This window comes from Nocardia vulneris (genome assembly GCF_001613425.1).
GTDB lineage: Bacteria > Actinomycetota > Actinomycetes > Mycobacteriales > Mycobacteriaceae > Nocardia > Nocardia vulneris.
The window spans coordinates 1-15,118 of the sequence record NZ_BDCI01000042.1; the positions used below are offsets into that span (position 1 = coordinate 1).

Sequence of the window (15,118 nt, forward strand, 5' to 3'; positions counted from 1 at the left end):
TGGTGGTGGTGGTGCTTGTTCGAGGATGACGTGGGCGTTGGTGCCGCTGACACCGAATCCGGATACCGCCGCCCGGCGGGGATGACCGTTGACCGGCCACTCGCGTGCCTCGGTGAGCAACCCGATATGCCCGGCGCTCCAATCCACGTGGGAGGACGGGGCATCCACATGCAAGGTCCGGGGAAGTACACCGTGACGCAGGGCCTGCACCATCTTGATCACCCCGGCCATACCCGCGGCGGCCTGGGTATGGCCGATGTTGGATTTGATCGAGCCCAGCCACAACGGCTGCCCGTCACGGTCACGCTGACCATAAGTCGCCAGCAGGGCCTGAGCCTCGATCGGGTCTCCCAGCCGGGTACCGGTGCCGTGGGCCTCGACCACATCGACCTCGTCCGCGCCGACTCCCGCGTTGGCCAGTGCCCGCCGGATCACCCGCTGCTGGGAGGGCCCGTTGGGTGCAGTCAAACCATTGGAAGCGCCATCCTGATTGACCGCGCTACCCCGCACCACCGCCAGCACCTGATGACCGTTACGACGAGCATCGGACAACCGTTCCAGCACCAGCACACCCGAACCCTCACCCCACCCCGTCCCGTCGGCCGCCTCCGCGAACGGTTTACACCGCCCATCAGCAGCCAGCCCCCGCTGCCGGGAAAACTCCACGAATGTCCTCGGCGACGCCATTACCGTTACGCCACCAGCCAAAGCCAGAGAACACTCCCCCAACCGCAACGCCGCCACTGCCTGATGCAACGCCACCAGACTCGACGAACACGCCGTATCCACCGACACCGCCGGCCCCTCCAACCCCAGCACATACGACACCCGGCCCGACACCACACTCGCCGAACCACCGGTCAGCCGATACCCCTCGGCGCTCTCCCACACAGAGCTATTCCCGATCCAGCCTCCCCCGTAGGCTTGATCCATTACGCCTACAAATACCCCAGTCGGTGTGCCCCGCAACCGCCCTGGGTCGACTCCCGCCCGCTCCAGCGCCTCCCACACAGTTTCTAGCATCAACCTCTGCTGTGGATCCATTGCCAGCGCCTCGCGTGGGCTGATCCCGAAGAACCCAGCATCGAACTCACCTGCGTCGTAGAGGAACCCGCCTTTGCGCACATACGACTTGCCTGCTCGCTCTGGATCAGAATCCAACACGCCTCCGGCATCCCACCCGCGGTCGGCCGGGAACCCTGCGATCACATCCTGCCCCTCCGACACGACCCGCCACAGCCCCTCCGGCGAATCCACACCGCCAGGAAAACGACACCCCATACCAATAATCGCCACCGGCTCAACTGACCTGGCTTGAGATTCAGATATGAACTGCCGCGCCTGCCGCAGCTCTGCTATGAGTTTCTTGATGTATTCGATGTAGTGCGAATCTCTTGACATTAGCGAACCTTTCAAATTGCACCCTTAGGTACAACTCGCGGAGGACGTATCGCCCCACACTGCAGCAGGATTATCCAAAAGTGTATGCAAATAGAAAAATCGGCCACGCCATTTCGAAGGAACTACACCACACCGGCACATACTGATTTCGCTAAGATATATCGAATTCGTCTCTTAGGAGATCTATAATCTCCTCACCCGTCATCAATTCAAGTTCATGCATATCCGCCCCGCCGGTTGAATCGACAATTACCAATCGACTGAGACGAAGTATGCTGCTCCTAATATCCGAGCGTTCACCAGCGTCTGTCACCTCACCCATGAGTCTTCGCACAATCTCAAGATTATTCAGTATTATCGCCGCAGCATCTGGCGAATCCGAACCCCGCAATTTCTCCAGGTGAGATATTAGCTCCACAGGAGTGGGAAATTCAAATAGCAGAGTTGAGGGCAATCGCAGTCCCGTGATAGCACTCAAACGATTTCGTATCTCAATCGCATCCTTTGAACTCAGCCCGAGATCTTTGAAACTCACATTCGTTTCAAAATCTTTACCGATATTCTTTATCAACCGACGGAGCGTGTCCTGGATATTTAACTCAGGTTCTACAAAACGTTCTTCGATAGTTGCCAAACCTGGACTAATTGCGACTGCGTTTCCATTCATCAGAGATGAATAAGACTCGATTCTATGTGCAATGAAGTTGATAAACCCAGAAGCGACCTCGCCATCACACGCACGATGATCGAAGGTTAGGCTGAGATGCAGGACGTGCCTTACCGCAATACCGTCAACAGTTACCCACGGCCTCTTTTTTATACGACCAATGCCCAAAATGGCCACTTCAGGGTAATTAATGATCGCCGCAGAACCGTCTACCTCCAACGCGCGAAAGTCATTCAACGTAAAAGTACCGTTACGATACAGGCTGATATCCGCATCGCCCGATAGGGCTTTACCTCTTATTGTTGCGATAGCTTTCGCAAGTTCAGCCTTATCCATTGAGCTCGCACCTTGGACAACCGGAACAAATAGTCCAAGTTGAGTCTGTGTGGCGATACCCAGATTCACGCTACTGGCCGCATGAATCACACCATCGATGATTGTAGAGTTCAGCTCTGGATAACTTTTCAGCGCTTCTACCGTCAACTCAGCGATACAAGCAAGGACTGGATCACACCCATCAATGGATGCGAATACAGATTCACTCTCCATAAGGTCTGTAGCGTCGACATCCAGCCAGATTGTCACGTCTGGAATTGTCCGCCGGGACAACACGTACTTCTCTGCTCTAAGATCTAGGCTGTGGCTAGCTGTTTTTGCAGTTATTTCCCGTTGAACATCGCTCGCAGTTATCATTCCCCCAATCCCCGTCCCGCGCACAAGTCTTAGATTTATCTCATTAAGCGCCGCTAAGTGACGAATCCGTGGCGATACCACTTTTATCGAATCAGTATCACCAAGAAATCCAGACTCATCGCCATTAGATGCTGCATTCGCGTCTACGCATGACGTTTTTGCCACGAGCGGTCGAGAAGCTCTGACGTCAGGTCCACGACTACTTGCCCTCTTGCGCTCCAAGATTGACATAAGGGGCTGACCGACTTCGACCGTCGAGCCTACTGCAGCGTACAATTGCTCCACAGTCCCAGCGCATGAACTAGGGAGCTCCACCCGTGACTTCGCGGTCTCTACTTCGACGACAGGCTGGTCGAGCTCGACCGCTTCACCTTCGCGAATAAGCCAGCATACGATTTCTGCAGTAACCAGCCCGTCACCAAGTCTCGGTAGACAAAAATCAACCATGGGTTACCGCTACTTGACTCTCGTCCCACTGAAGCCGCTTTATTGCTTCCAGAATCTTCGACACACTCGGAAGATAGTCACCTTCAAGCCTAGGCGGCGGGTAGGGAGCATCGAGTCCAGCAACCCGCAATATTGGGGCGGATAGGTAGTGGAAACACTCCTCGGTGAGTCGCGCCGCAACTTCCGCACCGTAGCCGAGGAAGCGTGGAGCCTCATGAACAACGATACATCGACCAGTCTTTCTTACCGAATCACCGGACGTTGTGTCGTCGAAAGGTGCGAGCGATCGCAAGTCAACAACTTCAACGTCCCAACCGTGATCAAATGCTAGCTCTGCCGCCTCAAGCGCAACCGCCACTGATCCTCCGTAAGAAATTATAGTCACGTCAGTACCTTTGCGCCGTACTAGCGATTTCTCAATATCGGACACATTTGCTGATAAGTCTATACACTCTTTATCCCAATACCGGCGTTTCGGCTCAAGGAATATAACAGGATCACGCGAAGCTATGGACGCCTTTAACATCCCATATGCGTCAGACGGCGTCGACGGAGTAACGACGCGCAACCCGGGTGTATGGGCAAAGTACGCTTCGGACGAATCGCTGTGGTGTTCTACAGCACCGATGCCACCGCCATACGGAATTCTGATGACTACCGGTAGCGTAATTGCGCCCTGTGTACGGTAGCAGAATTTTGCCAAATGGCTAAAAATTTGCTCAAGCGCAGGGTACGAAAAGGCATCGAACTGCAGCTCCACCACCGGCTTCAAACCATTCATCGCCATTCCGATAGCGGCGCCAACAAGGCCAGACTCAGCTACTGGTGCATCTATTATCCGATGCGATCCGTAGCGCTCAACCAGACCAGTCGTTACTCGATATAGCCCACCTAGCCGCCCAATATCCTGCCCGAGCAAGGTCACAGTTTCGTCCCGCTCAAGTGCTTCCGAAAGCGCATAGTTTAGTGCCTGTGAAAAACTTAGCTCTACCTCGTCACTCCGTGATGGTGCGGTTCTGGAATACAAGGATTCCCTCCCAAAGACGGCCAGCCCAATAGCCAGAGCCCGCGCTAGTTGCAGCTGGCAAATATGATTCGAACTCCGCGAAGCGGATCCTATTCAGGACCGATATCTATTAATATTAGTTAGCCGGCAAGTCATGGCACTGCAAAGACGTGAGCGGTTAGAGAATTACCGCTAGACTGTTCAGATAGGACAGCTGCCTCACGGACGTCATTAACAACCCTATGTTCGATCTCTAGCATTCTGGCTCGAACTTGGTCGCTAACTATTCCCCTAGCTTCAAGAAAATGCTTCATCCGCTCAACAGGGTCCCGAAGTATCCAACGCGCATGCTCGCGCGGATCACGGTACTTGTCTGGATCATCAGATGTCGTATGGGGTCCGGTACGATATGTCAGCGCTTCGATAATAAACGGCCCCCCACCCGAACGACTAGCGTCCAATGCGTTCTTTACCCGACTGAATACAGCGGCAACGTCATTTCCGTCTACTAGTTCACCCGGTATCCCGTAACCCACCCCTTTACATGCAAGTGACGGAGCGACTGACTGCATCTTTGACGGTACGCTGATTGCGAACCCGTTATTCTGAATTAGAAAAACGACCGGAACCTGCCAGACGGCGGCCAGGTTGAACGCTTCGTGTGCATCGCCCTCACTAACCGCCCCGTCCCCAAGAAGTACTAGAACTGCACCGTCTTCTTTATTATGTTTCGCTGAAAACGCCAGCCCAACGGCGTGTGGCATATGTGTGGCGAGAGGGGTACATCTCGGTGCGACCCTGTAGTAGTGGGGATCATGACCCGAGTGCCATTCACCGCGAAATGAGGTCAGTATTTCACGCGGAGTAACCCCGCGAGCCAGCATAGCTACGCTATCGCGATAGGTTGGAAATAACCAATCCCGCGCCTCCATTGCTGCCGCGGCTCCAACTTGACAGGCTTCTTGACCAAGACACGGTGGATAAGCGGACAATAATCCTTGCCTCGCAAGTATCGTCGCTTGGCTATCAAATTTTCGACCTATCACCATCTTTTCGTACAGCGACAACAGTGTCTGCGGATCAGGAAGATCCGGATGATCCGCTGTGAGTTCATCGCCGTTTCCTGGCAAGATACTGAGTGGATTACGGGCTGGAAGTAGATCCACCCCCAGTCGGCTTTCGGATTCCACCGCCACGCCCTCCCCTTGCAGCTAGATCCCCACAAGACAGTCGACCCAGGTCCTGACTGCCTAGCAAGACTTACTACTCCAGCACCGTACCGGCAAAGTGGCATGTCGGCAACAGACGAAACCCTCGCGGCGATAGCATGTTTCGATGGCTCAGCTCGGTACGTCAGGCGAAAGGGTGCATCCTCACGCTCAAGATCATCGACGTTGTGGAAGTTCTCCGGCCTGGCGCGTCCACCGTGCCACGGTCGCCGATCGACACGATTGTGGGGTGAGGTGCTCGGCAAATGCTGGCCGCAGCGTCGCAGCCCAGAGTCACCTTCTATCCGCCGGTTCGTCGGCGGATAGAACAGTACGGCCAGGCCGGGCGGTTGGTGTATGCGACAACTACTGACCCGAGCGGCCAGCGAAGACCAACTCTTCGTGCAACCGAGGTTCCCGCCTTACCGCAGTGAACGACAAACGCCGGCCCGTTGTCGGTCAGGCCACGCTCCATTGCATGAGCTATACGAAGATCGAAACCATCGCCGAGCACAGTTGGCCTGACCCTCAACACACGCCGCGAGTCACTGGTTACGACCGGCGCGTACGCGTCCGGAAACCGCTGGACCGTAGCGGAGAGACGCCGCGCCTTCTACGCTAGTTGGTCGATTTTATGCAAGCTGCAACCTGACTGCCACCGCGAACACTCGGCAGCTTTGGCCGGTGCGCCGCTCGTTGATCGCCAAGGCGTGTAAGGCTCCGGCCCTCGTGCGAGTGCCGCTACACAGGACTCGGTGCACCTCGCTTAACCGCGCTGAGTCCGTATACCGATCAGGCTTTTGCGAAATCGCTCACTGCCGAGGAGAACACCCGATGAGCAGCATGCCCGCCTGCGCCGTTCGGGCGGGTCCACTTGCACCGCACCTCTTGCGTCGTGCCTCGAAAGTAACTTAGGCTGCGATGCACTGACATTCACCGAGGGGGCGGAATACCTTGTCTCACCAGGCTTTTCACCACAGATTGCGATCTTGGGGGGGTTGGCCGGTAGTCGTCCTTGTCGTACTTGCCGCCGCGGTTCCTGAAATCCTGACTGGAACGACCACCCTGACCGGATCGCCAACAATACTGTCGAACGTCGTCGGTCTCCCCCTGCGGATGGCCCTGTATGGGCCCGGCGCGCTGCTGATCCGGGAGGTTGTCCGACGGCGCGGCGGCAGTTGGCCGTCGATGCTGGTGTTCGGTGCCATATACGCAGCCTTCTTCGAAGGACTTTTGGAACCAGCATGGCTCACCCCGCAGCTCTTTCCACCAAATGGACACCCATATGGAGCGGCTTTCGGCGTTTTTTGGACATACGCTGCGTTCAATATTGGCTTTCATTCAATTTGGAGCATAACGCTACCGATCGTGCTCACCGAAATACTATTCCGTCGTCGCCGCTACCAGTCCTGGCTCGGCGCTGGCGGCATACGCTTGGCGGCTGCCGTCTTCGTCCTGGGCGCCTCATTCACCGCACTGTTCTTTCGCCACGTCACCATGGCACGGTACGGTATCGATGCCAAAATCGGGCCGATACGATACCTCGGTGTAGTCTTGTTTGTTGTGGTTTTAACGTTACTCGGCTGGCGGAGCACGAAGTGGGTAAACCAGCTCGGACGCGCAGAGAGGCGAGCCCCTGCGGCATGGCTGGTTGGATTGTCAGCAGCGGTTGGAGCGCTCCTATGGTTCGCAACGATTGAACCCGACGCATGGGTGCGACACCTACCGATACCAGTCACATTGCTATGGCAATTCGCGATTGTCGTGGCTGGCGTTCTGCTTGTGCGCGAGTGGGCAGCCCGCGAAGCCTGGGGGAACCAGCATAGACTCGCCCTTATCGCTGGGGCTCTCGGAGGGGAAACCTTCGGTGGGTACCTGATCTTCCATCGGACCGGAGTCAACCTAGTGTTCGAGATCGGTGCAGGGATCGTCGCAGTGACCGCGCTTGTCATCATGGCTGCTGTAGTCGGTAATCGTACTGATGCGTGGGCCCGGGTTGTGCCTTAGCAAAGCTCGATCAGCAAATTGACGGACAGTTCGAACGCACAGTTGTAGCTATGGGCGTCAACGTCGCCGGCAGCAGCAATGCTGGTGCAGTCGAGGCAGACTGGGCTGGCTAAACGGTACCGTCACTCAGGTCCTGACATTCGGCCGAAACCGATGTAAGTCTAACTGCATCTTCTCGAAATAATCACAAGCTAAGCACGCGTAATTCTCCGTGTACACAGTAGCAACTTGATCCACATCCGCCTGTTATTTGAGTAGCCGAACTGCTGGGTGGATCCAAGTGCGGGACACCTTCGATCGCCGCCTGGTCGCGCGCATTCACAAGACATCTGATATTCAGCTACTGCATCAAAGCTACGTTACACGGTTCCGGTTCTGTGTTGACCGCACTGTTTACTGCGCAAACTGGTAAGCACACCTGCAAATCTGGCCCGCCGCCCAGACTCACCGCAATCAGTATCCGCGGCGGCGCCGACCTCCCCTCGGCTCGGCGCGAGTTCGAGCGTAATCCACGGTTCATCCACCACAGATCAGCGCCTCATCTCATTTACCAGCGCTCGACGTCGGCCGAATATGTGTCGGTGTTGCCCATAGGCGGACTCGCCCTCATACAGGCGAAACCGCGTCGGCGATTGACCGGCTCGTTTCACAGTTGCATCTTCGAACGCCTAACGCCTGTCATCGCGAGCCACATCATCGCAGTTCACCAAGCAAATCAGTTGCACACTCCCACTACAAATAGACGCGGTCGGACAGGGAGAACTTGATTCGTGCGGCCAATCTACGCGTCATCATGAACAACATGCAGTATACGACGCAGGTTAGCAATCACTGCCGATGCTTGGGAATTTAAGTAGAAATGACCTCCGCGGTAGGTATGAAGCTCGAAATGACCAGTAGTGTGCTGCGCCCAGTCCTGCGCCTCATCCTTGGTCACGCGCGGATCGTTAATCCCAATATGAGCAGATATTGGTGCTCCAAAGGGCTTCCGCGCGGTATGACGATAGTTCTCTACAGCAGTGTAGTCAGCGCGCAATGTCGCAAGAACCAGTCGTCGCATTTCAGGATCAGCAAGCGCGACCGGATCAGTCCCGCCCAGCGTGCCAATCTCTGCGAGGATCGCCTCATCAGTGAGAGTATGGATCTTCTCCAATCGTTCGCGATTCGGTGCCCGCCGACCGGAAACGATAAGCACTGCTGGTTGACATCCGTTCTCGACAAGCCGATGTGCAACCTCGAATCCAACTAACGCACCCAGACTATGTCCGAAAATAGCCAGGGGCCTGTCGGCCCATCCGAGCAGTTGCTCGGCAACGGCGTCGGCGAGCTCGGCAACAGTCTCAAGCGGCTTCTCCAGTCTGCGATCTTGGCGTCCCGGATACTGAACAGCAAGCACATCGCAGCCAGGAGACAGCGCCCTTGCTACAGGCATAAAATAGCTTGCGGAGCCGCCGGCATGCGGCAGGCAGGCGAGCCTGATCGTCGCGTCGGGGTCAGGGCTGAATCGCCGAATCCATAGCTGATTGGTCTCATCAAGCGCTACCATGGCGATCAATACCTCCCACTGTCAAACTCCCACACTCCACTCACCGTATCAGCCTCGATCGGCCTAGGTGCTGTGAGTCGTTCCTGATGTGCAGTAACCGGCAATCTATCCGTCCTTCTCCACTGTTATTGTTCCCGTTGGGAAGGGATCGAGGTCGGATGGAGGGAGTTTCCAGCTAGGGCACACGCATCCTCAATCGCCAACGGGCCGGTGTCTCTTCGATACCCCGTGTCAAAGCAGACTTGAGACAGAAGTAGCGGCATGACACTAGCTACCGCACCAGGACCGCTGCTCGATAGGTCGCATCTGGATGTCATTGGCAGCAAACGAAGCTGAACACCAACGCGGTCGGGGCGCTGGCCGAAGTGTACGTTTCACCTCCCTCCGCCATACTCTTGCCGATGACCGTTGCGGAACGTGCCCAGGCATGACCGCCGAGTTGCGGGGCAGACTTAAAATTTCGGTACGCGAGCGACATCTCGCTGGCTTACCAGGGCAACTCCATCGGATCTTAGTGCTGACCAATGCTGCCTAGATCAAACGACTATCAACGACATACGTCAAGTAGCTACCGCAGCCATCCAGCGCAGCCATGAGTCAAATAATTCCCAGAAGCTCGCTCGCAGCAGCAGGGAGGGCGGCCTCAGTTGCTGTCAGACATCCCGACTACATTTACTCCATAGCCGAACACTCGCTGCGGGTGCTTTTGCGCCCTTGGCTACAGTGCTGACACTTGGACAGGAGTCATATGAGCAGGTACGTGGTCATCATTACACCCGAGCATGAAGGCGCAGACGCAGCCGCCGGACACGCGGAAGCCACGATCAAGGTCGAAACTGCCGGCCCGAAGCCTCGCATCACAGAAATGACCATCAGGTCCACGGCAGCGGGAGGCTTGTCCGCCCACACCCTGCCGAGTATCGACCTCGAATCGGTTGTCACCGCACTCGCGGCCGGAGTAAGTCCGAGCCCATCCACCCCAGAGCCTTGTGCGACTGCAACGCATACCGCGCAGTCCGCCCTCGCCGCGACAGGCGAACAACGCTCGGCGCAGCAACCGGAAGCGGCACAAACCGGCAATGTGCCAGTATCAACCGTGGCCAAGGACACGACTACCCGCGGTGCCACGGAACGGGCTTATCGCCGTATGCCCGACGCTGACGAACTCCGCGAGGTGTATGACAGGATTGGAACAGTCACAGGTCTCGCCCAACATTTCGGTGTCCCTCGACACACCGCGCAAGGTTGGATGGGCCGACTCCGGAAAATGGGTGCCGAATCCATGCCGAGATCCGCAGATGCCGAATAGGTCGCGGAGCTACGTCAGCGAAGGGGATATTGTGAGCAGTACATACAAAGTAACGATCGCATCTGACGAGCCGGATAAGGCTACTGCAATCATAACCGTCGAGCTTGCTGCAGGAAAGGTGCGAGTAACCGAGGTTCGTGTAGTAATCGGCGAAGATGGTGCGCCGCTGCCGAACGAGCTAACGCACGTCGACTTTTCATTGTTGATAAAAAACGCTGCGCTTATGTCACATGGGCAGCTGCCGGTTGATGCAAAATCTCCCGATGCCGAAGCTGAGGAACTGAAGCCAGCGCCTGATCATGCACACACAAAGCCCGCGCCCGCCCGAGAGCGCGCCGTTGTTCCATCTGGACCTAGGGATGTCGACAATACTCGTCGCGCGTCAGGCTCGGCCCGCGCATCCGGTGCGCCGTCGGACTTGGCAGTAACCTTCTGGCGCCTCGGCAGTATTACCAAAGTCGCCAAACACTACGATGTTCCACGTCACATAGCGCAAGACTGGATCAAGGTTCTGAGTCAGGAGGCCAAGCTACCGAATACCTGGAGCAGCAAAAGGCCAGCACGATAGTTTGATCAAAATTGGACGGTTACCGATCGATTCAAGGGCGATCATATACTCTCCGCGGCAAACACCGCCGTGACAGCGCCGCTTATTCTCCCCTAATTCATTCCTCCACATCGAACCTGCCTGCATCGGACAACCTAGGGTCATATATTCAGGTGTGAATGCCGATCAACTGCTGGTCGACAACGAGACGGCATTGCGAATATTCACTCAGCCATCCGCTTGCTTGATAGTCACCGCGCCAAGTGAATACCGCTGTTCCGTACTCGTAACCACGGCCAGGCACGTCAGCAATTACTTTTCCTTGGGGTGCTGGGGAGGTAACGTACTTCGATCCAGACCATATGACCAAGTTGGCAGTTGTCGAACATTTAAGACGAACTTCGCTGGCGGTGCTTTCGACCACAGCGCCGGTGACACGATCTCGTAGCAGCGCCGCATAGTCCGAGGGGCTGAGTTGAGTTGCTTGTGGTCTTCCTGTTTCCGTCCAATCCGGACTGATCAAGCCACGCGAGGTGGCCGCTTGCCACAGTGTGGGAACGAGGTCCTCGGCGTGCTCGGCAGTGGCCATTTGCTCACACATCCACAGCAACCGCCCAGCTCCCCTACCGGGCTGGCACCGCCGCCACCGAATTCTCTTACTTAGGTCAGCAGCGACCACAGCCACCCACGGATGAACAGTGCCTAGAAAGCCCTGACTGCTCAACCAATACAAGTACCGCGGTGCATGCTCAAGGATCGGATACATTGTCGAGTAAGGAATCCCGGCAATCACCCGAGCGCCACGATGGAACTGAGATGGCGAGTTCGCAGCCGTCAACAACACCGCGCAAGCCAAGTCGCCCTGACTGTAAGCGAACGAACCTGCGCTCTGACGCCTCTCGACGTTTACCTGTCCATCGTCGGCCACCACTCCGTCAGCAAGTTTGAGGTGTATGGCGTTCGCCTTGAGGGCCTCACTGATTGCGGCCTCAGCCAGTTCTGGAACATAAGCGGCGATGGTCTCGATCAGGAGGCGTTCCGCCTCTGCAGGGCTGTTGGGTGGATCCAGTCCCGCCAGCGCCGTTCGTAACTTGTAGCAAACCTGAGGGGATACCATCAACCTGGCCGTTAACAGACCGAGCTCGGTGGGGATTAACTCGTCGTTTCTTTCGACTCGCGCTATTGGCTTGAGAAAGTCGCCGTCTGTCAAGAACCGGACTGCTTGCCGGAGCGGTGTCATATCGCGGCTCCCCTGGTGATGGGCCAACGTTTCTGCCCACCACCGTTCGGCCTGCGACAGAGAGTTGATGCGCCCCTGAATCGCTTCTGCCAGCACATGCTCAGGAAAGCTATCCTGAATTTGAGAATCGACGCGAAATCCAGCCAGAAGCTTGCGCTGCCACACCGCCTTTTCGATATCATCCACTATCAGAAAAGCCCAACCCTCATTTTCCCCAGCACCCACACGTCCGGCACGACCGAACATCTGCTGAACGGTTGCAACGTCGATTGACTTCAAGCCGACCTCCGTGTCTTGCACAACAACCGCCCGAGCCGGCATGTTAACCCCTGCCGCCACCGTTGATGTCGCGACAAGCACGTCCAATTCACGTGCACGAAAGCCTTTTTCAGCCTCGCGCTTGTACTCCCATCCCTTATAGTGTAAGCCAACTCTTGCGGCTCGGCAGATCCGATGCACAATGTCGGGATCATCGGGGTCAACATCGAAGACATCCGCACCCCGGCTGGCTGCAATGATCAACGCAGTCCGACGTACATTACGTTTGCTGCTGCAGAACACCAGCACGCTACCGCGATCGGCCGTGACCATGTTGACAATCCCACTCGTCAAACGCGACTTGGCACCTTCGACCAAGCTCCAATCCGCAGTCTTGGCCACGACAGGCAACTGCCACGTCAGCTGCGTAGGGCGCCACGCAACCCGGACCGTCCGAGCATGCAACCACACGGCGAGTTCATCGGCGTTAGCGACAGTTGCCGATAGTCCGATAATTCGCATTCGAGACCCTACACCTCGTACTCGCGCGAGAATCGCTTCGAGAAAAGGGCCACGCGTACGGTCACCAAGTAGGTGGATCTCGTCGACGATCAAGCAGCCAACTTCGGCCAAGGCCTCTCGCAAAGAAGCAGTCCGACAGATCGATTCGAACTTCTCCGTCGTGGTCACCCACAAGTCAGCATCTCGAATACGTTGCGCGTCAACACGATACTCACCGGAGAGTCGTTCTACACGCAGGCCACGTTGGCGCCAGCTGTCGAGTTCGTTATTGAGTTCATCGGTCAGCGAGCGCTGCGGCACCAGCCACGCAGCCTTCTTCCCATGCTCAAGCACAGTGCGCAGCGCAGCAACCATCCCCAGCACTGTCTTGCCTGCCCCTGTAGGTGCCACCACGATCAGGTGTTCGTCGCTGCTAATGATGTGTGGAATCGCCTCCGCTTGAGCAGGATTCACCACCGGGTGAGGCAGGTACCGAACCCACGCCTCAGGCACGACCTGTTCGATAGGCAGGGGCTCGGTCGGCAAGCCCTCCCTCGCGGAGTGGTTCTGCCACATCAGCTCGAACGCATCGCGTGCCGTTTGCGCCGCAAGTCCGCTGACTGCTCGATTCTGCCGAGAAGCCGACCGGGTGAGCCCTGTCAAATTGGTGATTGCGGTCAACTGACCATCATCGCTCAATGTGTGGACTGATTCTTGCTCCAGTAGATAACCGACCTCGCGGAACGGTACCTGATCGACTGTCAGCCGGCGTCTGAGATCAGAGAAACGATCACCGTTGGGTATCAGTACTCGGACATCAGTGTTCGGCGGATGGGGGGGAAGCATTGCATCTGGGTCAGCAATCTTCAGCCACAGCAGCGGAGGCTGGTTCGCGTGCTGAAACCTGTCACTGTCGACTTGCATCCGCGTGAACCGACCTCCATGGGAACCGATCACACCGGCACACCGTTGCCGGCGCGCCTCCAGTGTGACGAACTGAGCGACCTCGACACCATATCCGAGGGCAGTGACAGACCACGATCAGCATCGAATGAGTCCCCAAGACAGGCGATTACGAGCCAGGTACGCCCGTTCCGCTGAACGATAGCTGAGTTGGCCGAGGCTTCCAGACACTGACGGCGAGGTGGAACAGTCGCCTCCGGAAGAAGTCCGCATCCTGTAAGGTCAGTGAGCGCCATCGAGTTGATCCACGCGGATGATCGCCCGATCACTCAGGTCGCGTTGAGCTGGCAGTGCAGAAACCATCCTTCGAAACCGGTCCAAATTCACCGGCATCGCCGGCGGCGTCAGCGCGGTCCTGACCGGCGCCGGGGCACCACGCGCTGGTCAACTTGCGACGCAACGCGCTCGACGATCACGTAGAACGCAACGCAGCACATCCCCAAGTGCGCCAAGATCTTCGAGCGTGCACAGATTGCATCACGTCGTCGCCCATCTTGGCCTGCCGTCCCGACTTCGGCCGGGTCAACCACGTTGCAGCGGAACTGGCCTATCACGTCAATTGAACTGCCGCAGGTATGACAGGCTGATGCAATCCAGCACACAACCCAACGTTTGCGCCTCGCTCCGGGTACGACATCACCGGTTCCAGGGATCTCTTCCCTGCTCGACCAGCTAGGAACTGGCACCCGAGTCCGCTACCGAGCAAGCCTCGTATCCGACCAGGAGCGCTCACCGGGCGCAGAGACACGAGGTTGGCGAAAGGCCCTGAACAGTGAAGATACCGAAGTAGGCAGTGAGCAGCGCCGGAAATCAGCAAGCCCGCGAGACCTTTGTACTACGTTGTAGCTCAGGCGCTCCGCAGCCCTAGGCCAATCCAGGACGCGAGTAGCACGGGAATCTGGCTACGCTTCAGTTCCGGGCTACGGGCCTTTCCGACGGAGAAACTACCACAACGGTCGCATAGCCTTGTCGATGTCCTCAACGGCGATCCGGACCTGGCCACGGAATCGGTAGGCTGGCAAATCACCGACCGCGATCATCCTGCGGATCGTGTCCGGGCTTACGCTCGCCCGGCTGGACGCACTTTTGATTGAGACATAATGACTGGGGTTCTGGGTTGGCTCCCACTTGCGCATGCTGACGACCTCCGCTGCCAGCGGCCGTGAGGCAATCGCCTCTACGTTGGACCCTGACAATGAAGTACTCCAGGATTCGGCGGAGAAGTCGACAGGCTGACTTCGAACTGAAGACAACAGAGGCACTACATCAACGTGAATGGAACTTGTACACCGATGCACGAGTAGCTAGCAGACACAATTAGACAA

The 15,118-nt window shown here is 56.9% G+C and carries 8 protein-coding genes; 1 reads left to right on the forward strand and 7 read right to left on the reverse strand.

Annotation, left to right across the window (positions count from 1 at the left end):
* The 5 genes from NVU01S_RS35775 to NVU01S_RS35790 form a co-directional block, all read right to left on the reverse strand.
* A partial coding sequence (locus tag NVU01S_RS35775) for a type I polyketide synthase (RefSeq protein WP_169815269.1) occupies positions 1–1,401 on the reverse strand: 1,401 nt, incomplete at its 3' end.
* 151 nt (positions 1,402–1,552) lie between these two features.
* Positions 1,553–3,208 (reverse strand): 2-oxo acid dehydrogenase subunit E2, encoded by a 1,656-nt coding sequence (locus tag NVU01S_RS42795; RefSeq protein WP_082032310.1) that lies wholly within the window; start codon positions 3,206–3,208, stop codon positions 1,553–1,555.
* Positions 3,201–4,235, reverse strand: a complete 1,035-nt coding sequence (locus NVU01S_RS35780) for an alpha-ketoacid dehydrogenase subunit beta (protein ID WP_052281106.1) — start codon at positions 4,233–4,235, stop codon at positions 3,201–3,203. The genes NVU01S_RS42795 and NVU01S_RS35780 overlap by 8 nt, the downstream gene beginning before the upstream one ends.
* 131 nt (positions 4,236–4,366) lie before the next feature.
* Positions 4,367–5,410 carry a thiamine pyrophosphate-dependent enzyme gene (locus NVU01S_RS35785; protein ID WP_052281107.1) on the reverse strand — a complete coding sequence of 348 codons (1,044 nt, stop codon included), beginning with the start codon at positions 5,408–5,410 and terminating at the stop codon, positions 4,367–4,369.
* A gap of 2,800 nt (positions 5,411–8,210) precedes the next feature.
* Entirely contained in the window at positions 8,211–8,975 is a 765-nt protein-coding gene (locus tag NVU01S_RS35790) for a thioesterase II family protein (RefSeq protein ID WP_052281108.1), read from the reverse strand.
* A 1,340-nt stretch (positions 8,976–10,315) separates the two neighbouring features.
* Here NVU01S_RS35790 and NVU01S_RS43750 point away from each other — a divergent pair.
* Positions 10,316–10,852 carry a hypothetical protein gene (locus NVU01S_RS43750; protein ID WP_156161824.1) on the forward strand — a complete coding sequence of 179 codons (537 nt, stop codon included), beginning with the start codon at positions 10,316–10,318 and terminating at the stop codon, positions 10,850–10,852.
* A 148-nt stretch (positions 10,853–11,000) separates the two neighbouring features.
* On the opposite strand, the gene NVU01S_RS42800 is transcribed toward NVU01S_RS43750, so the two are convergent.
* Both NVU01S_RS42800 and NVU01S_RS45510 read right to left on the reverse strand, forming a co-directional pair.
* Positions 11,001–13,754, reverse strand: a complete 2,754-nt coding sequence (locus tag NVU01S_RS42800) for a DEAD/DEAH box helicase (RefSeq protein ID WP_082032311.1) — start codon at positions 13,752–13,754, stop codon at positions 11,001–11,003.
* Between the two features lie 983 nt (positions 13,755–14,737).
* The gene (locus tag NVU01S_RS45510) at positions 14,738–14,929 is read right to left on the reverse strand and encodes an excisionase family DNA-binding protein (RefSeq protein ID WP_156161825.1); all 192 of its coding nucleotides are present in this window, start codon (positions 14,927–14,929) and stop codon (positions 14,738–14,740) included.
* Positions 14,930–15,118: the final 189 nt, after the last annotated feature.

Excerpts from the sequence above, each read along its gene's own strand:
- NVU01S_RS42795 (WP_082032310.1), bottom strand. The coding sequence starts at position 3,208 with ATGGTTGATTTTTGTCTACCGAGACTTGGTGACGGGCTGGTTACTGCA.
- NVU01S_RS42800 (WP_082032311.1), bottom strand. The coding sequence starts at position 13,754 with ATGCAAGTCGACAGTGACAGGTTTCAGCACGCGAACCAGCCTCCGCTG.
- NVU01S_RS35790 (WP_052281108.1), bottom strand. The coding sequence starts at position 8,975 with ATGGTAGCGCTTGATGAGACCAATCAGCTATGGATTCGGCGATTCAGC.
- NVU01S_RS45510 (WP_156161825.1), bottom strand. The coding sequence starts at position 14,929 with ATGCGCAAGTGGGAGCCAACCCAGAACCCCAGTCATTATGTCTCAATC.